Origin of the sequence: Photobacterium carnosum (assembly GCF_002849605.1) — a bacterium.
Classification (GTDB): domain Bacteria; phylum Pseudomonadota; class Gammaproteobacteria; order Enterobacterales; family Vibrionaceae; genus Photobacterium; species Photobacterium carnosum.
This window is the reverse complement of the sequence record NZ_NPIB01000001.1, coordinates 31,497-55,956: the sequence shown is the minus strand read 5'-3', so window position 1 is coordinate 55,956 and position 24,460 is coordinate 31,497. Positions and strand designations below refer to the sequence as shown.

Annotated in this window: 17 protein-coding genes and 1 riboswitch; of the genes, 9 read left to right on the top strand and 8 right to left on the bottom strand. The window is 36.9% G+C overall.

The annotated features are described in order from the left end of the window. Positions 1 to 4: 4 nt before the first annotated feature. Positions 5 to 799 (top strand): vitamin B12 ABC transporter ATP-binding protein BtuD, encoded by a 795-nt coding sequence (gene btuD, locus CIK00_RS00215; protein WP_101767372.1) that lies wholly within the window; start codon positions 5 to 7, stop codon positions 797 to 799. Positions 800 to 890: 91 nt separating this feature from the next. Here the strand turns inward: btuD and CIK00_RS00210 are convergent, their stop codons facing one another. Beyond that, complete coding sequence (locus tag CIK00_RS00210) at positions 891 to 2,546, bottom strand: putative transporter (RefSeq protein WP_101766930.1); 1,656 nt, start codon at positions 2,544 to 2,546, stop codon at positions 891 to 893. 308 nt (positions 2,547 to 2,854) lie between these two features. Then, positions 2,855 to 3,475: a thiol:disulfide interchange protein DsbA/DsbL gene (locus CIK00_RS00205; RefSeq protein ID WP_101766929.1), complete on the bottom strand. Its 621-nt coding sequence runs from the start codon at positions 3,473 to 3,475 to the stop codon at positions 2,855 to 2,857. A 234-nt stretch (positions 3,476 to 3,709) separates the two neighbouring features. Here CIK00_RS00205 and yegD point away from each other — a divergent pair, with 234 nt between their 5' ends. Next, positions 3,710 to 5,062, top strand: a complete 1,353-nt coding sequence (yegD, locus tag CIK00_RS00200) for a molecular chaperone (RefSeq protein WP_101766928.1) — start codon at positions 3,710 to 3,712, stop codon at positions 5,060 to 5,062. 74 nt (positions 5,063 to 5,136) lie between these two features. Here the strand turns inward: yegD and CIK00_RS00195 are convergent, their stop codons facing one another. Continuing rightward, entirely contained in the window at positions 5,137 to 5,448 is a 312-nt protein-coding gene (locus CIK00_RS00195) for a high-potential iron-sulfur protein (RefSeq protein ID WP_101766927.1), read from the bottom strand. A 519-nt stretch (positions 5,449 to 5,967) separates the two neighbouring features. Here CIK00_RS00195 and dtpA point away from each other — a divergent pair. After that, positions 5,968 to 7,446 (top strand): dipeptide/tripeptide permease DtpA, encoded by a 1,479-nt coding sequence (gene dtpA, locus CIK00_RS00190; protein WP_101766926.1) that lies wholly within the window; start codon positions 5,968 to 5,970, stop codon positions 7,444 to 7,446. 383 nt (positions 7,447 to 7,829) lie between these two features. Here the strand turns inward: dtpA and CIK00_RS00185 are convergent, their stop codons facing one another. After that, positions 7,830 to 9,230: an alanine/glycine:cation symporter family protein gene (locus CIK00_RS00185; RefSeq protein WP_101766925.1), complete on the bottom strand. Its 1,401-nt coding sequence runs from the start codon at positions 9,228 to 9,230 to the stop codon at positions 7,830 to 7,832. Positions 9,231 to 9,310: 80 nt separating this feature from the next. Beyond that, positions 9,311 to 9,408: riboswitch (glycine riboswitch) on the bottom strand. A 353-nt stretch (positions 9,409 to 9,761) separates the two neighbouring features. Beyond that, entirely contained in the window at positions 9,762 to 11,090 is a 1,329-nt protein-coding gene (locus tag CIK00_RS00180; RefSeq protein WP_101766924.1) for a glycoside hydrolase family 18 protein, read from the bottom strand. A 358-nt stretch (positions 11,091 to 11,448) separates the two neighbouring features. Between CIK00_RS00180 and CIK00_RS00175 the strand changes: the two genes are divergently transcribed. The 5 genes from CIK00_RS00175 (at position 11,449) to CIK00_RS00155 (ending at position 19,150) form a co-directional block, all read left to right on the top strand. Further along, positions 11,449 to 12,156 (top strand): AraC family transcriptional regulator, encoded by a 708-nt coding sequence (locus CIK00_RS00175; RefSeq protein ID WP_101766923.1) that lies wholly within the window; start codon positions 11,449 to 11,451, stop codon positions 12,154 to 12,156. Positions 12,157 to 12,442: 286 nt separating this feature from the next. Beyond that, positions 12,443 to 13,045 carry an HAD family hydrolase gene (locus tag CIK00_RS00170; RefSeq protein ID WP_101766922.1) on the top strand — a complete coding sequence of 201 codons (603 nt, stop codon included), beginning with the start codon at positions 12,443 to 12,445 and terminating at the stop codon, positions 13,043 to 13,045. A gap of 64 nt (positions 13,046 to 13,109) precedes the next feature. Continuing rightward, positions 13,110 to 13,559: a hypothetical protein gene (locus CIK00_RS00165; protein WP_101766921.1), complete on the top strand. Its 450-nt coding sequence runs from the start codon at positions 13,110 to 13,112 to the stop codon at positions 13,557 to 13,559. A gap of 110 nt (positions 13,560 to 13,669) precedes the next feature. Beyond that, a complete protein-coding gene (locus tag CIK00_RS00160; protein WP_101766920.1) occupies positions 13,670 to 14,386 on the top strand; it encodes a hypothetical protein in 717 nt (238 codons plus the stop codon). A 270-nt stretch (positions 14,387 to 14,656) separates the two neighbouring features. Beyond that, positions 14,657 to 19,150, top strand: coding sequence for an SslE/AcfD family lipoprotein zinc metalloprotease (locus tag CIK00_RS00155; RefSeq protein WP_101766919.1), 4,494 nt, complete (start codon positions 14,657 to 14,659; stop codon positions 19,148 to 19,150). 88 nt (positions 19,151 to 19,238) lie between these two features. On the opposite strand, the gene CIK00_RS00150 is transcribed toward CIK00_RS00155, so the two are convergent. Together CIK00_RS00150 and CIK00_RS00145 are read right to left on the bottom strand one after the other, a co-directional pair. Further along, on the bottom strand, positions 19,239 to 21,173 hold the full coding sequence (locus CIK00_RS00150) for an FUSC family protein (protein WP_101766918.1): 1,935 nt from the start codon (positions 21,171 to 21,173) through the stop codon (positions 19,239 to 19,241). A gap of 176 nt (positions 21,174 to 21,349) precedes the next feature. Beyond that, entirely contained in the window at positions 21,350 to 21,715 is a 366-nt protein-coding gene (locus CIK00_RS00145; RefSeq protein ID WP_101766917.1) for a hypothetical protein, read from the bottom strand. Between the two features lie 292 nt (positions 21,716 to 22,007). On the opposite strand from CIK00_RS00145, the gene CIK00_RS00140 reads away from it, so the two are divergent. After that, complete coding sequence (locus CIK00_RS00140; protein ID WP_101766916.1) at positions 22,008 to 22,289, top strand: hypothetical protein; 282 nt, start codon at positions 22,008 to 22,010, stop codon at positions 22,287 to 22,289. Positions 22,290 to 22,429: 140 nt separating this feature from the next. On the opposite strand, the gene CIK00_RS00135 is transcribed toward CIK00_RS00140, so the two are convergent. Continuing rightward, positions 22,430 to 23,932 (bottom strand): alanine/glycine:cation symporter family protein, encoded by a 1,503-nt coding sequence (locus CIK00_RS00135; RefSeq protein WP_101766915.1) that lies wholly within the window; start codon positions 23,930 to 23,932, stop codon positions 22,430 to 22,432. Positions 23,933 to 24,460 lie beyond the last annotated feature (528 nt).

The window sequence follows — 24,460 nt, the reverse complement described above, 5'->3', positions numbered from 1 at the left end:
AATAATGTTTGAAAAAAGTGACCGTTCAACGGCTGAGTTAATATTAACCGCTCAAGATATCGCTTTTGTACCACGGTTATTACCAATGTCGTTAACCCTTTATTCAGGGCAAATAACGCATGTTATCGGGCCTAATGGCAGCGGTAAAAGCACTGTTTTATCCATTTTATCGGGTTTGTTTGATTATGAAGGACGCATTACATTATTGAATAATGATTTGGTGGATTATGATTTACCATCATTAGCGCATGTTCGCAGTTATTTATCACAACAAGATAAACCCAGTTTTTCTATTCCTGTGTTTCAATATTTATCACTTGCGGTATCTGCTTTGCACAATGTGGATAGGGTGCAATTTCAAATAGCATTAGATGAGATTTGTCAGCGGTTAGATATTCAAGATAAGTTATCTCGTAATATTCAACAGTTATCTGGTGGTGAATGGCAACGAGTACGACTCGCTGCTGCATGTTTACAAGTTTGGCCAACGATTAACCCTCAAGCAAAGCTGTTATTGCTTGATGAACCCGCGGCTGCTTTAGATATCGGCCAAGAAGCCACAATGTATCAATTGGTTCGAAAAATGGCACAGCAGGGCATTGCGGTTGTCATGGTGAATCATGATCTCAATCGAACCTTACGTGAAGCCGATAACGTGATGTTGTTAGATCATGGGCAGTGTGTTGCATTTGGTGGGGTTGAACAGGTTATGACGGTTGAGCGGTTACAAGCGGTGTTTAAAACGGGTATTGATAAAATAGATCACCATGGCATGCCATGTTTGGTGTTTGTTGATTAATGAGCCTGTATCGAATCGTTTGATGTTTTTTATGTTATAAGTAATAGCCATTATCGTCTGAATATTAACGATAATGGCTGCTTTTTTCTCATCAAATCCAGAGTAGGATCGCCAGTATTTGCGGTGATAAAATACGCAAACACATAACCAGCGGATAAACGGTAGCATAAGAAAGTGCAGCAGCACCATTACTTGGATGCAATCCATTTGCAAAGGCTAGTGCTGGTGGATCTGTCATTGACCCCGCTAACATGCCACACATAGAAAGGTAATTTAGCTCACCAAACATACGAGCGATACAGCCAGTAATAACTAAAGGAATGAAGGTAATGAGTGCGCCGTAAGCCATCCAACTAAAGCCATCACCATTGACTAAAGTATCAACAAAGCCACTGCCTGATTTTAAGCCCACTACTGCTAAAAATAATACAATGCCAATTTCACGTAATGCTAGGTTAGCACTTGGTGGCATAAACCAATATAGTTTGCCAATACTACCAATTCTAGCCAGTATGAGAGCTACGATTAAAGGACCACCGGCAAGACCTAGTTTTAGCGCCGCAGGGAATCCTGGCAGATATAAGGGAATTGAGCCTAATAAGATGCCTAATCCAATGCCAATAAAAACAGGTAACATTTGCACGTGTTGGAGTTTTTGTTCAGCATTTCCCACCATACCGCTGACAGCAGCAATAGCGTCTTTGCTACCAACAAGATTAAGAATATCACCAAATTGGAGTGATGTTTGGCTATTAGGCACCAATTCAACACCGGCTCGGTTAAGTCGAGAAATCACCACATCGTATTTTTCTTTTAGTTCTAATTCGCGAATTTTTTTGCCTAATACAATTTCATTCGTGACCACTAAACGTTCAACGTGTAAATCAGTACCTTTTGTTGAAAGGGAGATATCGACAATATCGCCAATAACGAGTCGTGCTTTTTCAAGTGCTACTTTTGTACCCACTAAGTGCAAAACATCATTGAGTTCAATTGTGGTTGATTCTTTAGGTATTGAAAGTTGATTACCTCGCTTTAAGCGTGAACAAATAATAGCGCCTTCGGTGATTGCTGGAATTTGAACGAAGGTGAGACCATTTAAATTAGGGTTACGAACGGCAACATTGAGTGTTTGTAAGCCTTCTTTTTTATCGCCACTGTTAGAGTTGTAAACTGTTGCTTCTTGATCAATGTTAACTTTGAATATTAATCGTAATAGCCACATTGTAATAAGAATGCCACAAATACCAAAAGGATAAGCGACGGCGTAACCCATACCCGTTATATCTAATAAATCTGCAGATATGCCAAGCTCTGATAAAATTTGTTGTCCAGCACCTAATGCCGGAGTATTTGTGACAGCACCAGAATAGATCCCCAATAAAATAGGGAGTGGTACATCAAAAACAACATAAAGCATGATCGCGACTAAACAGCCTAATAATACGACCAGTGCAGCAAAACCATTGAGCTTTAAACCAGAGCTTCGTAATGATGCAAAAAAGCCTGGCCCGACTTGAATACCAATGGTGTAAACAAATAAAATCAAACCGAATTCTTGAATAAAATGTAAGGTATGTGCATTTAAAGTAACGCCCATTGTTTCGGTATAATGACCAACAATAATTCCGCCAAATAATACGCCACCAATACCTAGACCAACGCCTTTAATGCGCCAGTTTCCCATCCATAAACCGAGTACGGCTACCAGTGATAATATACTGATAGATAAAGCAATATCACTCATAACAAGCATCTCCTTGCTAATGTTAAAAATCCATTTATGTGTACTATAAATACGCGCGTATATTTGTACGACAAATTAGACTTAAATGTTATGCCTTTTTTATGGAAATGGGGTTGAGTTGGAATAATTTACTGCAAATAGAATGATGAGGGTGATGTTTGACTGATATTGATGGAAAGATGATTAAGATTGGGGTAATGCGGTTATAAAAGCTTAATATTGTAAATCCGTTATTGTTGGTGATTTAGTTAGAGATGAAAAAATACCTGTCATTGACAGGTATTTATAGCCGAATATTCAAATAATGATTATTTGTTTTTTAGATAATCAATAGTAGCAGCTAAATCTTGTATGTTTTTATGTGCACTGGTATTTACAAGGTATTTACCATTAATCAGGAATGCTGGCACTGATTCTAGCGCTGCGTTACGGACAATATCTTCTGATTGTTGGAACATCTTAAAGACTTCTTTTTGTTGAACTTCTGTTAGTTCATAAGGGCTCTTTAAGTTGTTATCATGGAATATTTTATCTACTGCGGTTTTACGTTGTTCAACACTCATATCTTTTGGTGAGTCTTGTACAAATGCAAATAATTGCTCAACTAATGCGTGGCTTGGTTTGTTATCTGTTTGTACCATTGCAGCATAGAAAATAAAGGCGGCTTTTTGAGCACTTTCATTAAAAATAACGTGAACTTGTTTAATATTGCTATTGGTTAGCTTCTTTATTTCAGGAAGAATGCTTTCCATTTTACGACAATGGCCACAAGACAGAGAAAAAATCTCAGTAATACCTTTCATTTCTGGCATTGGAGTAGGGATCACTGAATATTGATCACCTTCTTGTGGTGTTTTTGAATCAGAACATCCTGATAATGCAAACACAGTAAAGAGTAGAACAAAAAAAGCTTGATAAATACGTTTCATATTTCAGTACTTTTATTAAAAATAATCTTTCTATTATGTCTATAAATTGCTAAAAATGCATCGATAAAATAATAAAAACCATAAAAAACGTGCTACTTAATCCATTTAAGCATAAATAATAAACGTTTATTAATATTGCGTTGTTATCTCTAATTGAGAACAAATATCTCCGTGTATTACATTATATAATCAGCTATTATTAGCGGCTTTTTTGCCGCATGTGAGTGTTAATCGATGTACATTGGATTTGATTATGGAACCGCGAATTGTTCGGTTGCAGTGATGGAAGACAGTAAGCCTAAACTTTTACCATTAGAGAAAAATAATCAATATATTCCGTCGACCTTATGTGCACCGACACGAGAAGCCGTGTCTGAATATTTGTATCGTTTTATGGGAATTTCACCATCAAACAGTGTTGGTGAGCAGATTTTACGTCGTGCCATGGCTTTTAATCGTGAAGAAGATATAGAGGTTGTTGCGGGTGACCTACAATTTGGTCAGGCTGCGCTTGATCTCTATCTTGATGATCCTGAAGAAGTGTATTACGTCAAATCACCAAAGTCTTTCTTAGGTGCGAATGGTTTACGTGACGGCCAAATTAGTTTTTTTGAAGATCTTGTTTGTGCAATGATGGTGAATATTAAGCGAACGGCAGAGCAACATTTACAGAAAGATATTACCAGTACCGTTATTGGACGTCCGGTAAATTTTCAAGGGATTGGTGGCGAGAGTGCTAACCAACAAGCGGAAGGTATTTTATTACAAGCCGCTAAGCGAGCAGGTTTTAAAAATGTGTGCTTTCAGTTTGAGCCTGTTGCAGCTGGGCTTGAGTATGAATCAACATTAACCACCGATAAAACAGTGCTGGTGGTTGATATTGGTGGTGGTACAACTGACTGTTCGTTAATTAAAATGGGGCCGAGTTTTCGTAACCTTTCTGATCGAAGTTCAAGTTTATTGGCGCATAGTGGTCAGCGGGTTGGTGGTAACGATCTGGATATTCACTTAGCGTTTAAGCAATTAATGCCACAATTTGGTTTAGGTAGTAAAACGGTTCGTGGTATTGATATGCCGTTTAATCAGTTTTGGAACCCGATTGCGATTAATAATGTTGCAGCCCAAACTGAATTTTATGGTGATGCTAATTTACGAGCATTAGAAAGACTTCGGCATGATGCTGCTGATCCACAATTATTGTCGCGATTAATACATGTTTATCATGAAACCTTAGGGTATCAGATTATTCGCCACGCAGAAGAAGCCAAAATCGCGTTATCTAGTCAAGCACAACACACGGTTAATATGACGGTAATGCAAGATTTGTTTAAAGTTGACATTTCAGCGCAACAACTGGCAGAAGCAATAGAAACGCCAAAAGAGAAAATGCGAGAGCTTGTTGTTGAAGCAATGGCGCAAAGTAAAATTGTGCCTGATGTTATTTTTATGACGGGTGGAACCGCTCGTTCACCTATTTTACGCCAATGTATTGAACAGCAATTACCTAATATTCCTATTGTAAGTGGCAATTATTTTGGTTCAGTCACTGCAGGTTTAGCGCGTTGGGGAGAACGTTGTTTCGGTTAATGGGTCTGATAATAATAAAAATGCCTGCATTTATAATGCAGGCATTTTTAAATAGAAAGATAAATAGATAATTGCTAGGTAGGCTTTGGAGCATAGGCTGAGCACCAACCGTTAATATTAACGGTTTTTCCTGGAAAGATAGCACAGGGTTGCCAGTTACTATTATTTGTATCATTACGAATTAGAAGGCAGTTTTTACATTGTTGGCCTTCAATATTTGATTCATTAACATATTTAAGTACGCTTGCTTGTGGATTGTTTTCTTCAAGGTGAGGAAGTTCAGCGGCAGAAACTGAGCGTATTAGATACTTATTATCGAGAGTCAGTCCGATTAACCCAGCAGCCGTTAATTGTAAAAAACGACGTCGTGATGATTTTTTCACCATAATACCTACCTTATTCGTTATATTGAATAACTACATTAGCTTTGCTCATTTGAACATAAATAAGTGTGCTAATAGTCTTGAGTAATATGCTCATTTTTTATTATTAAAGAGTAGTCTATAGAATATAAAATAGGCTAAAAAAACAGTACTACCATGTTAATTTATTGAGTGATAATTATTATCATTTAAGTAATAATTATCTTTAAATAAATGATAATCATATGGAATAACAATCAAACGGTGTTTTAATGATTTAATTATATGTTTATAAAGAAATTAATAATAATGGATTATTGGCGGTATGTAATATTCCATTTTCGGTGTCTTTATTTATTGTTTTATTTCAGTCTTAATGTAGAAAATGCATAACTATAATTTGTAGCTGCTTTTTACTTTATATTCATTACTAATAAAACGGTATAGCGTCATTATTCTGGTTATTTCACATTGGGGCGAAATAACATTAAGAAATATACGTGTTTAGATTAGTTTTACCTGAAATCTTTCAAGGAGCAGCATATGTCTGACGGGAACGTATTTAAACAACCAAAACCGTTCTATTTGATATTTTCAATTGAATTCTGGGAACGTTTTGGTTTCTACGGTATGCAAGCAATTTTAACTGTTTATATGGTTAAAATTCTTGGCATGTCAGAAACCGCTTCTTTTACTTTATTTGGTGCTTTTTCAGCATTGGTATATGGCTCTGTTGCTATCGGTGGCTGGGTAGGGGATAAAGTTCTCGGAACAAAAAGAACCATTCGATTAGGCGCTATGGTGCTTGTCGTTGGTTATGCCTTATTAGGTTTATCTGCGACCAGTGGTTACGGTGGTTCAGATCTTATTTATATCGCAATGGGCTTTATTACTATGGGTAATGGCTTATTTAAAGCTAACCCATCAAGCTTATTAGCAAAAGTTTATGGTAAAGATGATCCTCGTCTAGATGGTGCATTTACAATGTACTATATGGCTATCAATCTAGGTTCGTTTTTCTCGATGCTATTATCACCATGGATCGCAGAAAGATTTGGTTATGATTTTGCCTTTGGTGTCAGTGCTGCAGGTCTTGTTATTACCCTTATCAATTTCTTTATTAGTGGTCATATTGTTAAAAATATCGGTTCTAAACCTGATATGAAACCTGTTAATAAAATATATTATATGGGTGTTGTTATTGGTGCCGTTGCGTTGAGTTTTGTTAGTTCTGTATTATTACAACATCTGTTTTATGCGCATGCTATTTTAATTGTTGTTGGTACGACTATTGTAGGGTTGTATTTTAAAGAACTCTTCTCAACATCAGGTCTTGAACGTGCAAAAATGTTTGTTGCGTTTGTACTGATGTTACAAGGTGTTGTATTTTTCGTTCTTTATTTCCAAATGCCAACGTCACTTAACTTCTTTGCGATCCATAATATCTCGCATGATTTATTTGGTATAAGAGTTGCTCCTGAACAGTTTCAAGCACTTAACCCATTATGGATCATGATTGCGAGTCCAGCACTTGCGATGATTTATAATAAATATGGTGATCGTTTCTCTATGCCATTTAAATTCGCATTGGGTATGGTGTTATGTAGCTTGTCATTCTTAGTGTTAGTTCTTGGTGCGCATTTTGCCAATAGCGATGGTATTGTTGATTCAAATTGGCTTATTGTTTCTTATGGTTTCCAATCTATTGGTGAGTTGTTTGTGTCAGGTCTTGGTTTAGCCATGGTTGCTCAACTTGTACCACAACGAATGATGGGCTTTGCGATGGGTATGTGGTTCCTAACATCAGCAACAGCCGCTGTTATTGCTGGTTGGGTTGCGACGCTAACTGCAGCGCCTGCAAACGTTGTTGAGCCGCATCAGACACTAATGTTATATAGCCATGTGTTTGGTATTATTGGTTACTCTACTGCGGGTATTGCAATTTTCACTATGATTATTGCACCTAAGCTAACGCGTGTTATGCGCGGTGAAGACACTTTATCAAAAGTGACTGCTGCATAATTATGAGTTAATGTTACTTAGTATCGATTAGTAAAATGTTCAAATGAAACGGGTGCCGACTGATAAAGTCATTGGCATCCGTTTTTTTTTGTCATAATGCGAGAGCAGAGCAGGAAGAATAACATTCATCGGTATTTATGTTGGCAACATAGTAATGATTAAATCTCATGATTACCTAGGTAATGGTGTTGCTGCTGAAGAGACTAAGAATGCGATATAGAAGGATTTGCGACAAGACTGTCGTTAGAGGGTAGAGAGATATGATGAACAGCTTACGGCAAGCGAGAGACGGTTTAATAAGTAATAGTATTAAGAAGAAACAAAAAAGCCTCAGTATCACGTTTGAAGTGATGAACTGAGGCTTTTTATTGCGCGTTAATAAATTAGCTTACTGAGATTGGATCGCTATTTTCACGCTGTGATTTTAGGTTTGCAAAGTATTGTTGGGTTTCATCAATAACAACATGGCGTAATACCACTAAACCAATCAGGTTTGGAATCGCCATTAAACCATTAACAATATCAGCAATAACCCAAATCATATCTAACTGCATGAATGCGCCACTGGCGATAAGCACTAAGAAAACTAATTTGTAAGGCATAATCGCTTTTACGCCAAATAAATAAGTAATACAGCGTTCACCGTAGTAGTTCCAACCCAAAATAGTAGTAAAGGCAAAGAACATTAAGCCAATGGATACCATTAAGGGGCCATAATAAGCAGAATTCAAACCAGCAGCAAAGGCATGTGTCGTCATTGTTGCGCCAGCAAAATCACCTGTCCATGCACCAGTAACCACAAGGGTTAAACCCGTCATTGTACAAATGATGATAGTATCAAAGAACGTTCCCGTCATTGAGACTAAGCCTTGGCGTACACATGAATTTGTTTGCGCAGCAGCCGCAGCAATTGGCGCACTGCCTAATCCTGATTCGTTAGAGAACACACCTCGTGCAATACCCGATTGAATAGCTAACATCATTCCGGCACCTACAAAACCACCAGTAGCCGCATGACCAGTAAAAGCTGATTGAATAACGGTTTCAATTGCAGCGGGTAGTGCGTGGAAATTAGTACCTAAAACAATTAAGCAGGCCATAATATAAAAGCCAGCCATCAATGGTACAACCGTGCTTGCTACTTTTGAAATCGATTGAATACCACCTAATGTTACTGTCGCAACTAAAAGCGTTAATATAACAACGGTAATTTCTTTGGGTGCATTCAGTGAAATATGTGCAGCTTCCACAATCGCATTCGCTTGCGGAAAGGTACCTATACCAAAACAAGCAACACCGACGGCAAAAATAGCAAACAGTTTAGCAAGCCATTTACTACCAACGCCTTTTTCAAGGTAGTACATTGGACCACCAAGAATTTGACCATTGGCATCAATTTCACGGTATTTAACGGCTAATAAGCATTCTGCATATTTTGTTGCCATGCCAAACAAAGCAGCAAGCCACATCCAAAATAGCGCGCCTGGGCCACCTAATTTGATTGCAGTTGCAACACCAACAATATTACCTGTACCTATTGTGGCAGATAAAGCAGTACACAAAGCAGCAAAACTTGATACATCACCTTCACCGGAGCTATCTGGATCTTTTTTGCCACCAAACACATATTGCAATGCGAGTGGTAAATAGCGGATCTGGATAAAACCAAGTCGAATTGTGAGGTATAAACCTGTACCTACTAATAAAATTAATAGGGGAGGCCCCCAAATAAAGCTATCTAATGTGCGTAGAAAATTAAAAATTGTGTCATGTAGTGGATTCATTATTCCTCCTTCAACGTACAAAGGAAGAGATATAGAACAACAGGTAAGTGTTAGTTACAGAATGGCTTCTTGTTGCTGCTCTTATCTCCTCTGTCCTTTTGCCTGAGAGTTTCACCGTAATATGCTACGGTTTGCTCCTTCGGCGCTCGATTTAACGAGTCTCTCCAGAGGCTCCTCCAATAACAGTCCATACCTATTGCATTACTGCAACGTGGTGCCTGAAAGATTTACGAGTCAAAACATGATGGGATCATATCGTTTTTCGCTTACTTCTTCGGCGGGCCGACGTGTTATGCCATAATGGCATTCGTCAATGGCCGCTCTCCTGCTATCTTCATCGGAACTCATTTCGACCGTAATGTTAGGGGATAAAAATGTGATTGTCAGCAAAAAAGTAAAAAAAAAAGCGCTAGCTAAATAAAATAAGCCTCAGATGTAAATAAAAAGAATATTCCGTATAAAAATAAACCAGCCAAATAGGTATCAGTTATGTCAGCATAATTGATATTAGTAGCAAGTTATACTTGATAACTAAGGATTTAAATTATTATCGAGTATAGTGATCAGTTCGTTATTGGCGTCAGATGTAATTTCCCAACCAAATACTCCGCCAAGTTTGTGTTTCTTTGCGTAATCAGCTTTTGCTTTAAGGGACCGTTTATCTTCAAAGCTAATATATTCTTTATTTTTTTGATTATAGAGTACAGCGGCCTCTGCATGTTGGTCATAGAAATAGCGATAACCTAATTTGGGGTTGTTGATAAAATACTTACTGATATCACTGTAAGTAAAATATCCAGGATCTTTAATATCAGATCCTTTTTTTAATCCACCTTGGCTCTGTAAATTTTCAAGTTTGTCGGGAGATATAAGATCAACGCCTTGCCAGCCTCTGCCATAAAAAGAACTACCAATAATGATCTTATGTGGATCAACCTTTTTCCCTATTAGTGTTTTGATTAGATTATCGACAGAATTATTATTTGGTGTATTGGGGGTACTGTATAAATTACTGTGATGACCAACGACGTTATCCCAGTTACCTAAGAAATCAAAGCTCATTAAATAGAGTTGATCTAAATGATTAGTAACCTGCGCCCAATTGATACCCGGTAAGGTTTTTGTGTCAGCATTGATGGCTGCCGAAAGTTGGTATTGACGGTTATGCTGACGACCAAGATCGTCTAATTTATGGCGTAATCCTTCAATTAAAAGACTATAAGCTTCTCGTTCTTGGATGACTTGATTTTGTCCTTTACCGGATAAACCATGACCACCAGGATATTCCCAATCAATTTGGATACCATCAAAAAAATCATATTTAGTGATTAAATCTATGGCAGTATTGATAAATGTTTGTCGATAAACAGGATTAACAGCAACCGTATGAAAAGGCTCTGAAAGGGTCCAACCACCAAAACTTGGAAGAATATTTAAGTGAGGGTGTTTTTCTGATAACAGCTTTAACTGACCAAAATTTCCTTTATAGCTGACGTTAGTTGCAGTTTCACCTGTGAGTTTTATTTGTAATGCTGCATATTCATCGAGAATAATGGCGGTGCCAATAGGTTTATCTTTACATTGAGTTTTGATGATTTTTTTGATGTTATCTGGTGATGAATCCACAGGACCACAGACGGCTAGAAAAGCATAGATAAGATGAGTTAATTTTTCAGCTGGAATCATACTTGCGGAATACGGATTATTGGGTGTATAAATTTTCCAATCAGGATAATAAGCGGCAACGACATAAGGACGTTTATGCTCAGCAGCATGAGCAATATTTATTTGAAATAATAGGCTACAGGCTAACAGTAAAGATACATAAAAGGGGCGAATTGTAGCTAAAAATGGAATCATTTACATTTAATTAATTTATAAGATTAGGCTGCATTATTGACCATATTATAAAATACAGACAATCGTTTGTTATTATTATTCGATATGCGTCACAAAACAATGGTTAATTTTAATGGTTGTGTGAGTCAGGCTAAGTTATAGAATTTTAGATATTCTTTCTGATTATCGTTTTATTTTTCATTGGTATATTGATGTAATAATGCTGAAATCTAATATTTAGAACAACAGATACTGTGATATTCCATTACTTTATTAAGAGTATGTATTTATATTCTTATTTAAATGTATAAATACAGTTGTATATTTAAAGTGTAATGTTGGATAGCGAAATGCGTTAGTCGTCGTACTAGGGGGTAATGTGATTTGGGTTAATTGCTGCCATAAAGAAAAATATACTAGTGTTAAAAATAATCTTATTAAATATCATAATGTTTTAGAAGTTTCACCGTATGAGTTATTATTAACAATGTCAGGAAATGAATTGATATTTATTGAAATTGAGAACTCACAATCTAATGGTTTTAAATTATTGAGGATTATTAAACAGCATTATTCTATTGTTAAAATTGTGATTGTTTACCATGAGTTAGATTCTGAATTAGCCATTGTGGCTTTACGTGCTGGTGCAGAAGATATTTTAGTTGCGAGTGCGAATAGGCAAAAAATTGATAGTTGTTTAAGTCGACTACATACCCATAGAGAAGATATCATTGTAGGTGATGATCTGTCACAACGTGAACGCTCAATATTACCAGCATTATCAATCATTGATAATGATATTAGTGCACCATTGCGTGAAGATGAGTTAGCGAAAGCGTGTGATTTTTCTGCCACTTATTTTTCTCGATTATTCCATACGACAATGGGTGTGACATTAAAACAATATATTATTCAAAAGCGGTTAGATTTAGCGTGTGGATTATTAAGTTCTGATCATGAAAAAATTGCATCAGTGGCTACTTCTGCAGGATTTAAAGATGTGTCTTATTTTTCTCGAGTATTTAAAAAACATATAGGCTGTTCACCAGGAAAATTTCGTTCAAATAATGATAAAGAATCATCGTAGATGGATGATTATTTACAGTTTATATTAGAGTTGTTTCTAATTAGAATAGACTTCTTTTGATGATTTGAGTAATGACAATATTTGATGAATTACTTGGTACTAACGATAGCTGCTCGAGAGTAGAAATAAAAAAAGGCATCGACAATTGTCAATGAAATTACACCCTGATCAAGGTGGGTCTCAAGCCTTAATCGCAGTATGCAATAATACAGAGCCTTTTCATCGTAAATACTATTATTAAAAATAGGGCATAATAATAAAATATATTGTATATCAGGAGTATTAAATGGATTTATCAGCGTATCAAGGGATTATATTTGATATGGATGGCACATTAGTTGATTCAATACCTGCTCATATTAAAGCATGGCAGCAGACATGTCATGATTTTGGATTGCCATTTGAATGTGATTGGTTTTATTCAATGGGTGGATCACCCACGATTAATACCGCGATAGCATTATTAAAAAAATATAATATTGATGCAGATCCTCAGTTACTGGTTATGAGTAAATTACGCCATTTTGATGATATCAACCATAAGGGCGATATTATTCCTGCGACATTTTCCATATTGAAACAACAAAAAGCAATAAACAAGCGTATTGCTGTTGGTACAGGGTGTTATCGTTACCATGCTTTAGAAATACTAACTACATTAGGTATTCTGCCTTTACTTGATGTAGTCGTTACTGCAAATGATGTTCAGCACCATAAACCATTACCTGATACCTTTTTGGAAGCGGCACGAGCATTAGGCATACCACCAGTACAATGTGTGGTATTTGAAGATACAGAATTAGGTTGCCAAGCGGCACATGCTGCAGGTATGGATTGTTACCGAGTCCGTGATGGTATAATTGGTGAATTTCGAGCTTTTAAACAGTAAGGTTTAGCCATATAGATAAATACGTTATGCTGGTGGCGTTTTTTTACTTACTAGTGATGTCATTATGACCAAACATTCATTGCCTGAACATCCTCAATATCAATTATCTGAAACTCGTTTTTGGATTCAACGTTTAAGCAAAACATCTATTCGCGCATTACATATCTTAGGTGTTGCCATATCGAGTGGCGGTTTTATTTATCATCTTGATAAAGCGCTATGGCTCAATTGGTGGTTATTAGCCATGTTCAGTGGTGTCTTAATGATGGTACAAGAAATTTATCGTTCAAAGTTGTGGTTAATTCAACTTAAGGGCGTATTAACCTTTATTAAATTAGGATTACTCGCTTCAATTGCTTTGCTTCCACAGCAACAACCCAATATTTATATTACAGTATTATTACTTTCAGTCTTTATTGCTCATGGACCTGCAGGATTACGGCATTACTCGATTTGGCATCGAAGGGTTATTGATGAACCTCGAAAGAGAAGACGAAATAATCTAAATGGATAATAAAAAACCGTTAGTTGATCTTGTCACTAACGGTTTTTATTACAATAGAATCAGCGAAAATACATCATAGTTAGTACACTAAAAGGAATAAGTTAATAAAGGTGTTAGGAATGATAAAATATGGAGTGTTGTATGTATTGTTAGCAGTTGTATGTGTTGGTGCGGTAATGATAGCTGATCGAGTTCATAATGATCATTCCTTGACGGGAACTAAAAACACATTGTCTTTAGATAATAATAAAGATCGTGCCGAATTTGCGGCGGAAATTGTACATAAATATATATTAAAGCCAGATCAATCTTTACCGATAAGTGAAGATGGTTTGTTTCCTTATCTTTATGGGTATGCAGATTTAAATAATAACGGTAGTGATGAAGTTTTTATTCTTATGCAAACTGAAGAGTATTGTACTAAAACAGGTTGTCAAGGATATCTGTTTAACCATACTCAGAAAAAATTAGCACAATGGGTAAATATCTACCAACCGATTTTATTGGCCGATGAATCACATAATGGGTGGCGTGATATTTTAATTGCTGACGATAATAAAATGTACCGTATTGAATATAATGCAGGTCATTACCTCACTGATATAAGCAAAGCACCTGATTTTAATAATCGTCAGCAAGCATTAGTGGCTGTTGGGATTGCACTTGATAGTCAATATTACCGCAAAGGTGGTAGTAATCTAGCGCTTAATTATTCGCAACGTATTTTTGATTGCCAACAATGTTTCTTATTTAGTTTTAATCGATATGATGAATCGGATAATAATTTTTATTTAACGGTTAATACGAAAGATAAAACGGTGAGTATGTATCCTTGATTTTTATTACGGCATAATAATCCACAGCTATTGCAATGCAAATATTGTATCTATATGTTACAAAGAGTAACTATATAATACGTTTATTTTCAGCAGGTTATAATAGTAAGGACTTTTTTTTAGATTTGTTTATTTACCGCATATGACTATTGCTTATAGCGATAACTCAATATATATATACAGCTAATATTTATAATAAAAATAACTTATTGGACGTGTATTGTGGTAAATAAAAAATTGATTGTGTTGGCTATATCATCGGCTCTTTTGATGGGGTGTAATGGCGGTAGTGATTCAAGTGATCCTATTCCTCCACCACCTGTCGTTGATCCTGAAACACCTGAGATTATCCCACCTGTTGATCCAGATAAACCAGATATTTTACCTCCAGTAGTTGACCCAGAAGATCCTGATGTTGTTCTGTCTGCAACAGGTGTGTTTTCACTTAATGGTGATATGAATTTTGGTACGAGTGTCATTTGTAATGATTCACCCGCTACTGATTTTATCATCGAGCATAACGATACGATTAAATGTTCATTTGATAATATCGAATTAGCTACATTTAGCGCAGTTCAATTGCAAACAACTAAGTCCGGTTCTAAAGAAAAGACTAAATTACTGACACTTGCTGAATCAGATCGCTTTGCTGCTTTTGCTAATGATGCCCAACGTCAAAATGCAATTGCTAACACACAAGCATTATTGAATAAAATGGCTGTTGTAAGCGGTAAAGTGATTGATTTTAAATTGTCAGATATTGACCAAGTACGGTTTAATCTTTTCTATAATACTGATGATATATTGCTGCCAACCGCTGAATTTAATGCGTTGATTAGCGATAAACTTGACGAAAGTACAGAAACTGACAGTAAACCATCAACTCATGAACCTGAATCACAACCAGTTGTGTCACCAGGAACGAGTAATGATTTAAACAGTGGTTTTGTCAGTGCTAATGCTGAGCAAAATTTAAGTTATCAGCCAACTAAAGTAATTTTAACGGAAGGCTTTTTACGTGATTTAGATAGTCAACCTATTGTCGGCGTTGATTATTACAGTCCATCAGGGCGTGGGCAAACTGATGCTGAAGGTAAATTTAGTTTTAGCTGGGGTGAAAGTGTTGCCTTTGGTATTGATACCTTTGAGCTAGGTGAGCTTAAAGCCAATAAAACCCAATTTACGGTGACAGATCTAGCTGAAGGGCATGCTGGACGTAATATTGTTCGTTTATTACAGCGCTATTCTGACGCTACTGATCATATTCAGATTTCTGAGCGTGTTCATAACGTATTTGCTCAATACCCTAATGTGATTAATGAAGCGTTAAATATCGAGTTGTCTGAGTCAGTAAAATTGAATGATGGTACTGGTGAGTTAAAACCTGTTGCTGGTGAATTTGATAAGCAATTTGAGTCAGGTTTAGCACAACAGATTGATAGCGCAATTTGTGGTGATACTTGTAAGGCAAATGTGGCTTTCTCACCCTTGTCATTTCCGCGCACTGCAACAGTAACAGATAAAAATATCCAAGCGGATATTAATAAGCTTTGGGGTGCAGGGGCTGAGGCGATTACAGCTGGCTGGAAACCCGTTAATAAATTCCACGTGTTTACTGATTCAACATGGTTTTATGGCAGTTCTGGTGGTGCTCGAGGTCAAAGTTCGATCAATATATCTAATCGTGCTTTTCCTATTTTAATGGCGCGTAATGATAATAACTATTGGATCAAGTTTGGTGATAAAAAAGCATGGGATGAAAAAAGCCTAGCGTATATCACCGAAGCGCCATCAAAAGTTGTTCCAGAAAATATTGGAGCAGAGACTGCAACGTTTAACTTACCTTTTATCAGTATTGGTGAGTTAGGAATCGGTAAAGTTATGATGGTGGGTCATAACCGCTATAATAGTATTTTGGTCTGCCCTGATAGCTACAGTTGGAACGGCAGTGTTGATAAGAATGGTGTGTGTAGTCAGCGCGGTGCTGATTCAATGGATAGCCCAGATATGGGTAACTTCTTTACTAATACGTTCCGTTACTTATTAGGCGAGAGTTATAGTCATTCTGCGGATCCTATTACTGTTGGAACCAATATATCACATGTTTATTTCCGTCAAGCAGGGCAAAAGGTTGGTCGCTCCGCAGAATTTAAAGCAGATAAACGCTTTAAGTTAAATGTTGAACAAGTGACTGATTTTAGTTCGATTGATCCGGAAACAATGCCATTAGTGATTCTTAATGGATATGAATTTAATACTATTACAAGTGGTTATACTATTCCGACTGTTGCTGATATTAGTAAGCCGAAACTGACAGAGCAGGATGTCTCTGGCTTACTCAGCTATGTTGAGCGTGGTGGCAATATACTTATTATGGAAAGTATTACTTCTCAACCTAAAGATGAGTTTGCTCGTTTATTAGATGGTGCGGGTTTAGCATTAAATGGCCATTCAGTGGTTACTAGTGGCCCTAGTTATGGTTATCCTAATCGTGTTCGTGCACAACGTGAACATGGTTTTTGGGTCATTGAACGTTATGCGGCTATACAGGGTGAGGATAATAAACCTGCCTTGCCTTATACGATAAATGCAGATGGTTCTGTGAATTGGGATTTTATTACCAATAATAAACCTGATGATAAACCCAAATTAGAAGTTGCGAAGAAAGTCATTACTAACGATGAAGGTAAAAACGAAACTGTTGTTGCATTTATTGATACATTTAATAAAACGCCAGAACAAATTAATATTGCAAAACAGCAGCTATTGGATGAGTTTGGTTATCAAGAATGCCAGCTTAGCGATTACCACTATGAGGTTAACTGCTTAGAATACCGACCTGGAACGGGTATTGCGACTGATGGTGGCATGTATACACCGCGTTACCAAGAATTAGATCTCAATGAAGCGACTGCGAAAGCAATGGTGAAAGCAGCCGATCTTGGTACTAATATCGAACGTTTATATCAGCATGAATTGTATTTCCGCACTAAAGGCCATAAAGGTGAGCGTTTAAACAGTGTTGATCTAAATCGTATTTACCAAAATATGACGGTATGGCTGTGGAATGATCTTGATTACCGTTATGAGTCTGGTGTTAATAATGATGAATTAGGTTTTGAGCGTTTTACTGAATTCCTAAATTGTTATGGTGATAATGCGCCAAGTCAAACAGCCTGTAGTGCAGAGTTAGGTCAAAGCCTTGTTGATAACAATATGGTTTATGGTGCGAATAGCGACGTAAATGCAGAATATCAAGGTTGGATGAACCCAAGCTATCCACTTAATTATATGGAAAAACCGTTAACGCGTTTAATGTTGGGTCGTTCATATTTTGATTTAGACATTAAAGCGGATATTCGTCAATATCCGGGTGAAGCCAAAGGTTCATCGTCAGCCAATGTGGATGTTGATTTATCAAGTCATACCGTTGCATGGTACGCGGGTAATCGTCAATCAACAGGTCAATGGGCTGTGGCATATCAGCCATTTACTATTACAGTACAAGGAAATAGTAATCCAGTAACGGTGACCGTCGCTTTGGCTGACGATCTAACTGGACGTGAAAAGCATGAGTTGGGTTTACAGCGTCCACCGCGTGTTTCTAAGTCATTCACATTACCTGCTGGTGGTTCGAAAGCGTTTACCGCGCCGTACGGTGGTTTGATTTATGTATCAGGTAATGAAATAGGGAATGTAACGGTTAATCTAGATGGAACCGTTGCTGCACCATGGTATAAAGATAATGCTTGGGTAAACCCTCAAGATTCAGTGGCTCCAATTGGTGAAATTGAATCGAATAGCTTTATTTATACTGCGGCCTCAAAAAATCTACAAGCGAGTAATTATGGTGGTAGTCCACAGCAATTCGCACAAGAGTTAGATGTTTTTGCCGAAGATTTAAATGATTTTTATGCGCGTGATGAAGTGAAGGGTGAAGGTACGGGGCATCATCGTAAAGTAACGGACACGACACTGCCAAATAATAAGCATCATGTAGTTAATGATGTCGCTATCTCTATTGGTGCGGCACACTCTGGTTATCCGGTTATGAATATCAGCTTTGATACTAAAAGTAGTGATATAAAAATGTCACCGCTAAACAGTTGGTTGTTATGGCACGAGGTTGGTCATAACGCAGCTGAAGCACCATTTAGTGTTGAAGGTTCAACTGAGGTAACTAACAATATTCTTGCACTTTATATGCAAGATAAACATCTTGGTAAAATGGTGCGTGTTGAACAAGATATTCGTATGGCACCTGATTTTGCTAAATTAGACTATGCTTGGGCAGCTGGTGGTAATGGCGAACGATTAGTGATGTTTGCTCAATTAAAAGAGTGGGCTGAAGCTGAGTTTGATATTACTAACGTTATTACTGGAAAGTTACCTAGTTATTACGTTACTGATGTTGATGGCATGAAGGGCTGGAATTTATTTAAATTAATGCACCGCCTAACGCGTGGTGGTTTAGAAGACAATATGCAATTACCAATACCGAATGCTTGTCAATCAACACAAGGTTTGAGTAAAGGTGATCAACTAATGGTATGTGCATCTTATGCAGCACAAGTTGATTTAAGTGGCTTCTTTAATGCTTGGTCACCAGGCTCTAAAGCTTATATGATCCCTGGTGCGACAGAACCTTCTTATGAAGGGGGCATTACACCTGCCGGACGTGCTGCAGTTAAAGCATTAAAGCTTGATGCACCAAAGTATGATCCATTACAAATTAATTCAGTGACAGTACGTCAAATGAATTAAATAACGTCAATATATACATCGAAAAAATAAAACCGCGTATCTGAATGATGCGCGGTTTTTCTTTATTAATAACTAAATATTACGTTTGCTATACAACAAAAGCCCGCTGATATAGCATCCATGCGGTAAGTTGTTGAATGTCTTTTTCGATTAGTGCACATAACATATCTTTAGGGATCGGTGCTGTTTCTGTATAAAACGGCGGCATCTCTCCATGTTTACAACGATCAGGAAATGTTTGTTTGATCCATTGTAATTGGTTGACCCAACGATCTGTAGATTGTGGTTTATCTGATTGAATACCTAATTTTGTCGCTAATAATAATGCATCATTTAAACGTTGAATTAATACTAATAAGCTTAGCCAGTCTTTCGATGTACGAGGACTTAAATTAGGTTCTTTAAGTAAATTCATCACTTCGCCATTTAATGAATAATAACGTTGCTGGCTTTGGTATAAGTTAATTTTTTGTTCCCATTGCGGTTTGTTTAGCACTGCAACATATAAGATTTGGGAATTTATCATGCTGGCAGTATGACGATCTAACCATGTCATTGTCCAACTTGGTGCAATGAAATAGTTCACTGAAAATGCGATAGTTACCCCAAATAAGGTATCGATAATACGATAAAAAGACACATAAGTATTATCTGGGGATAACAAGCTAATCGCGAATACAATCATTGATGTTAGCCAAAACACATGGATGTCGTAACGTTCCTTGTGGTATGACGTAAAAGAAAAGAAGACGGAAATACTGGTTAGTAACAGAAGGTATTGTGGTGGCACAAAATATAAGCAGATAAAGCAATAAATCCCCCCTAAAGAGGTACCAGAAAAACGGCTCCAAATTCGGTGGTTAGTGACTGCCATTGATGATGTTAGTAATACAATAAATGCTGTTAGTGAAATCCAATAGCCTTGTGGGAGGTGGTAAAATTCAGTTAAAAATTGAGTTACCGCTAATGTAACCGCAATTTTACCAGCATGGCGCCATTCTTTAGAATTAAATTTGAGAGCAAGACGAAAATCACTGATAAATGCTTCACTGTCATTAGTAAATAAATAGATATTTTTACTGTTATCGGGTGATGCAAAAGTATCAAAGTTATAGCAGCGTTTGAATTTTTCTATTATATCAATAATATATATTGTATTTGTGTATTCATTCGTTGCAAATGTTGCTGTGATTTGTTGTTTGTTTTTTAATTGCTCGGAGGCTTTTTCTATCCACTCAAACAGTTTAATGCGTGTTGTTGTATGAATATCAAAGCTGAGTACTCGCTCTAAACAAATAATATATTCAGACATTTCTAATAAACGTTGTAGTTCTATTTTTATTTGTAGGGCGCGTTTAGACGATGAAACAGAATTACTATAATACGCTAAATTGTGGGCACTTAGATAAAAGAACTGTCGTTTTGCCGCTAGCTGTGCCTCATTATTAGATAAACGTAATTCATTAAGCCAATCAGCCAATGCGTTGTGCACAGTCACTGTGTGTTGATGCAATATACGTCCTTTAAAAAAAGGCCATAGCATTAAAGATGAGAGCGTTACACAAAAGCCAGCAAAGACATTAGCCATAAGAACAATACTTAAACTATCGCCGACTGAGGCAAAGTGAATCGCCATAATGTAGATAAAGCCAAAGTTATAACCAAATAGACGAATGTGAGGGCGTTGGTTAGACATTAAGCCATAAAGGATAGCAATTGAGCATAATGTAATCGCACTTAGCCACATATCACTAAAGACTAAAAAAGCTAAATAGGTTGCAATAACGGTGATTAGTATTGAAATAGACAGTATTTGTAATCGTTTTAAATAGGGTAGATTTCGCGCTTGGACCCCGAGTAACCATGCTGTAATTAGGCCAGAGATCCCGGCACTAGTAAAACCCAAGCTATAAAATACACCTAGGCTAACTAACATTGGAACAGTTATACGAATAGAATCGGGGATGTCTGCAGCATTGGAAAACCAGCGGCTAAACATAGTCGTTAACGTTGTTATTTTCATTATGGCGGCTTGTTAATAGTAAAATATGCAGATACGACAAAAATCAGTTGAGAAGTAAAACTAGATAAGTCATGAAATATAATAAATTGTGCAATACAAGTAATGCGTTGTTACAAAAGGTCATTAATGAAAAAGAGAGGCAGTGCATCGTGTGAAGCACTGCTTTTTTCATTTAATTAGGCTGATTGTAATAACAATTTGCCCAGGTAATTCATTGCAAATGCAGCATCTTGTGCTGCTGTATTTACTTTTTTGATTAATTGTTGTGCGCGTTCATCATCGTCTTTTAAACTGATTTGTATTTTTTTAACCAGTTGTTCTGCCATTTCTGTTTTTTGTTTACAGTCATTAAATAACGCAGAAATAACTGAAATATCGATGTCACCACCTTTATCGAATAAATCGGCAGCAATGTTATATACCGTATGAAATTGATTAGCTGTATCTTTTTTCCCAGCCTCTGCTTCTTTAGCCCACTCCGTAGACCATGTCTTAAAAATAACGGCAATTTGTGGGTTAGGTTGCACTTTTATTGGTTGCATTATGTAGTCCTTGAAGTGGTTATAACTAGCATAGTAATGCAGCTGATAACGGGTTTAAAGAGCAAATTTTAGAAAGTGACAGCATTGAGTGAATTTCATTGTTATTGATTTTTTTTTAATCAATAAGTGAGGGCTAACCATACAATATTGAGTGTGGTATCACATAATTTAGTTATATATACCGTTTTACATCAAGATCTTTGCGAAATGGCTTGCATGCGACACTGTAACGTTTTACGTTAAACATAGCCCTTGGCAGTAGTGATAGCCAATAGGTGCTAAGGAGAAACTCATGATTAATGTGAACTTCGAATTGGCAAACCAAGCATATGCTAAAGTGCTAATGTATCCTTATGGTGGCGAAATTGAACAACATGAATATACAGCACTGCGCGCCTTCCGTTGGGATTTAGCACGGGCTGGCAAGCCAATTGATCAAGTTTTTGATTTAAGACTACAAGCAAGCGGTTATCGAAAAATAGCCTCACAGCCTGCAAAAGCTCATCGTCCACTTCCTGCGTGTGTTTTAGCACAAATGAGTGAAAGCTGGAAAGGCCAACATGGTTACTTATAATGTTTGATTATACTTAAGGCTAAAGAATATATTTCTTTAGCCTTTTTATTTTTATTTAAAGAATATTGCTATATTTAAAATAAAGATAAAAAACCAGCCATTACGGACTGGTTTTAATATATAGATACTATTTGATTGTTTTATTTATTAAACGTATTGCCATTTGCTTCACGTGCTTCTGCAATAGTGTCAGGGTGCCACGCTCCTTCAATATCTTTCAGTTCTTTAAACTTAGAGCGATCAAATTCTGGTGTTTTACCTGCTTTAAGCTGTTCTTCATAATCTTTGATGACTTTAATAGCCAACCCAGAAAGGAAGATAAGGGCAACAATATTGACTAATGCCATTAAGCCCATAGAAACGTCAGCTAGACTCCAAACAACAGGTAGTGAAGCAACAGCACCAAACATTACCATGCCTAATACACAAAGGCGGAACAACAATAGGCCTTTTTTTGTATTACCGTTTAAGAACATAATATTTGTTTCTGCGTAGGTATAGTTTGCAATAATCGATGAGAAACAAAATAGTAAGATAGCAGAAGCAATGAAATAAGTTGTCCAATCACCTAGTTGGTTGCTTAATGCTTGTTGAAGCAAACCAATGCCAGTTGCAGCATCAGGAGAGTTCATTACCCCTGAAAGCATGATCATTGCAGCTGATGCAGTACAGATAACAATAGTATCAACAAACACACCTAGCATTTGCACAAAGCCTTGCGATGCTGGGTGGTTAGGGTTTGGTGTTGCACTTGCTGCTACGTTCGCTGCAGAACCCATACCGGCTTCATTTGAAAACAGACCACGCGCAATACCACTTTGCATTGCTTGTGAAGCGGTGAAAGCGACACCACCAGCAACAGCTTCATGCCAACCAAATGCACTCTTTACAATCAGTGCTAGTACAGCAGGCAGCTCTGTAATATTCATTGCAACAATAACGAGTGCGATAGCTAAATAACCTACTGCCATAATCGGAACAATTTTTGTTGATGCTGTCGCAACGCGGCGTAAACCACCCATAATAAAGAAGGCAGTAAAGATAACAATCACAATACCTTGCGTCGTTTCATCCCAACCAAAAGAGTGGTGTAGTGCGTCTGTGATGGTATTTGCTTGAACGGCATTAAAGACAAAGCCAAAAGCAATAATAAGGCAAATTGAAAAAAGAGTACCCATCCAGCGCTTGCCAAGACCTTGCTCCATGTAATAAGCAGGTCCACCACGGTATTGACCGTCAACATCTTTGACTTTGTAAACTTGAGCAAGGGTTGATTCAATAAATGCAGTCGCCATTCCAAAAATAGCGATTAGCCACATCCAAAAAATAGCGCCTGGACCACCAATGGTCAGTGCAACTGCAACGCCGGCCATATTACCGGTACCAACACGTGCTGCCATTGACGTACAAAAAACTTGATAAGAGCTAATGCCATTTTCTATTTCACGGCCGCTTTTTAATACTTCGATAGAGTGACGGAATTGACGTATTTGGATAAAACCAAGACGAACACTGAAGTAAATTCCTACACCAACTAATAAATAAACGAGAAGTTGACCCCATAAAACGCCGTTTATTGAAGCAATAATCGCCATTAAGGTGTCATTGATTGATCCCAGTATATTTCCATTCGTAGAAGTCATATTTTTTCCTGTTAATAAAACTATGCAACCTTGAAAGGCTACTTAGTGAAGAGGAACATTCATTACTTGTGAGTGCTCTTGCTATCGGTTTCTATAATAGGTTTTTTATTGCTTATAATGTGTAATATATACATCCATAATTTATTACAATTATTAAACATGTAACCGATTTCATTGCCGTCTAAGACGATGCAAGGTAGCACAAAAAATCAGAAATCCAAGGAGACTTATATCACAAAAAAAGAATTATTACTATGTAACACGTTACATTGTTAATAGGGCTTTGTATTTTTATTATTTATAATCAATAGGTTATAAATATTTGTGAATGGGGTTAGATAAAGGGTATTGTACGGTGTGCATTATCGTATGTTGAGATTTTGCCATTAAAAAAAAGAGTATTTGAATTCTTAATCACTAGATTATTAATTATTTTTCGGTGAGATTGTTTATGAGGAGCATAGTAATAAAGGCATCTAGAATAGAAATAGGTACTAAAGTAAGTAGAGAGCAAGATAATACATTGCT

Coding starts and splice junctions, on each gene's coding strand:
- btuD (WP_101767372.1), top strand. CDS start 5: ATGTTTGAAAAAAGTGACCGTTCAACGGCTGAGTTAATATTAACCGCT.
- CIK00_RS00135 (WP_101766915.1), bottom strand. CDS start 23,932: ATGACTTCTACGAATGGAAATATACTGGGATCAATCAATGACACCTTA.
- CIK00_RS00180 (WP_101766924.1), bottom strand. CDS start 11,090: ATGATTCCATTTTTAGCTACAATTCGCCCCTTTTATGTATCTTTACTG.
- CIK00_RS00160 (WP_101766920.1), top strand. CDS start 13,670: ATGATAAAATATGGAGTGTTGTATGTATTGTTAGCAGTTGTATGTGTT.
- CIK00_RS00145 (WP_101766917.1), bottom strand. CDS start 21,715: ATGCAACCAATAAAAGTGCAACCTAACCCACAAATTGCCGTTATTTTT.
- CIK00_RS00140 (WP_101766916.1), top strand. CDS start 22,008: ATGATTAATGTGAACTTCGAATTGGCAAACCAAGCATATGCTAAAGTG.
- CIK00_RS00205 (WP_101766929.1), bottom strand. CDS start 3,475: ATGAAACGTATTTATCAAGCTTTTTTTGTTCTACTCTTTACTGTGTTT.
- CIK00_RS00185 (WP_101766925.1), bottom strand. CDS start 9,230: ATGAATCCACTACATGACACAATTTTTAATTTTCTACGCACATTAGAT.
- yegD (WP_101766928.1), top strand. CDS start 3,710: ATGTACATTGGATTTGATTATGGAACCGCGAATTGTTCGGTTGCAGTG.
- CIK00_RS00210 (WP_101766930.1), bottom strand. CDS start 2,546: ATGAGTGATATTGCTTTATCTATCAGTATATTATCACTGGTAGCCGTA.
- dtpA (WP_101766926.1), top strand. CDS start 5,968: ATGTCTGACGGGAACGTATTTAAACAACCAAAACCGTTCTATTTGATA.
- CIK00_RS00170 (WP_101766922.1), top strand. CDS start 12,443: ATGGATTTATCAGCGTATCAAGGGATTATATTTGATATGGATGGCACA.
- CIK00_RS00165 (WP_101766921.1), top strand. CDS start 13,110: ATGACCAAACATTCATTGCCTGAACATCCTCAATATCAATTATCTGAA.
- CIK00_RS00155 (WP_101766919.1), top strand. CDS start 14,657: ATGGGGTGTAATGGCGGTAGTGATTCAAGTGATCCTATTCCTCCACCA.
- CIK00_RS00195 (WP_101766927.1), bottom strand. CDS start 5,448: ATGGTGAAAAAATCATCACGACGTCGTTTTTTACAATTAACGGCTGCT.
- CIK00_RS00150 (WP_101766918.1), bottom strand. CDS start 21,173: ATGAAAATAACAACGTTAACGACTATGTTTAGCCGCTGGTTTTCCAAT.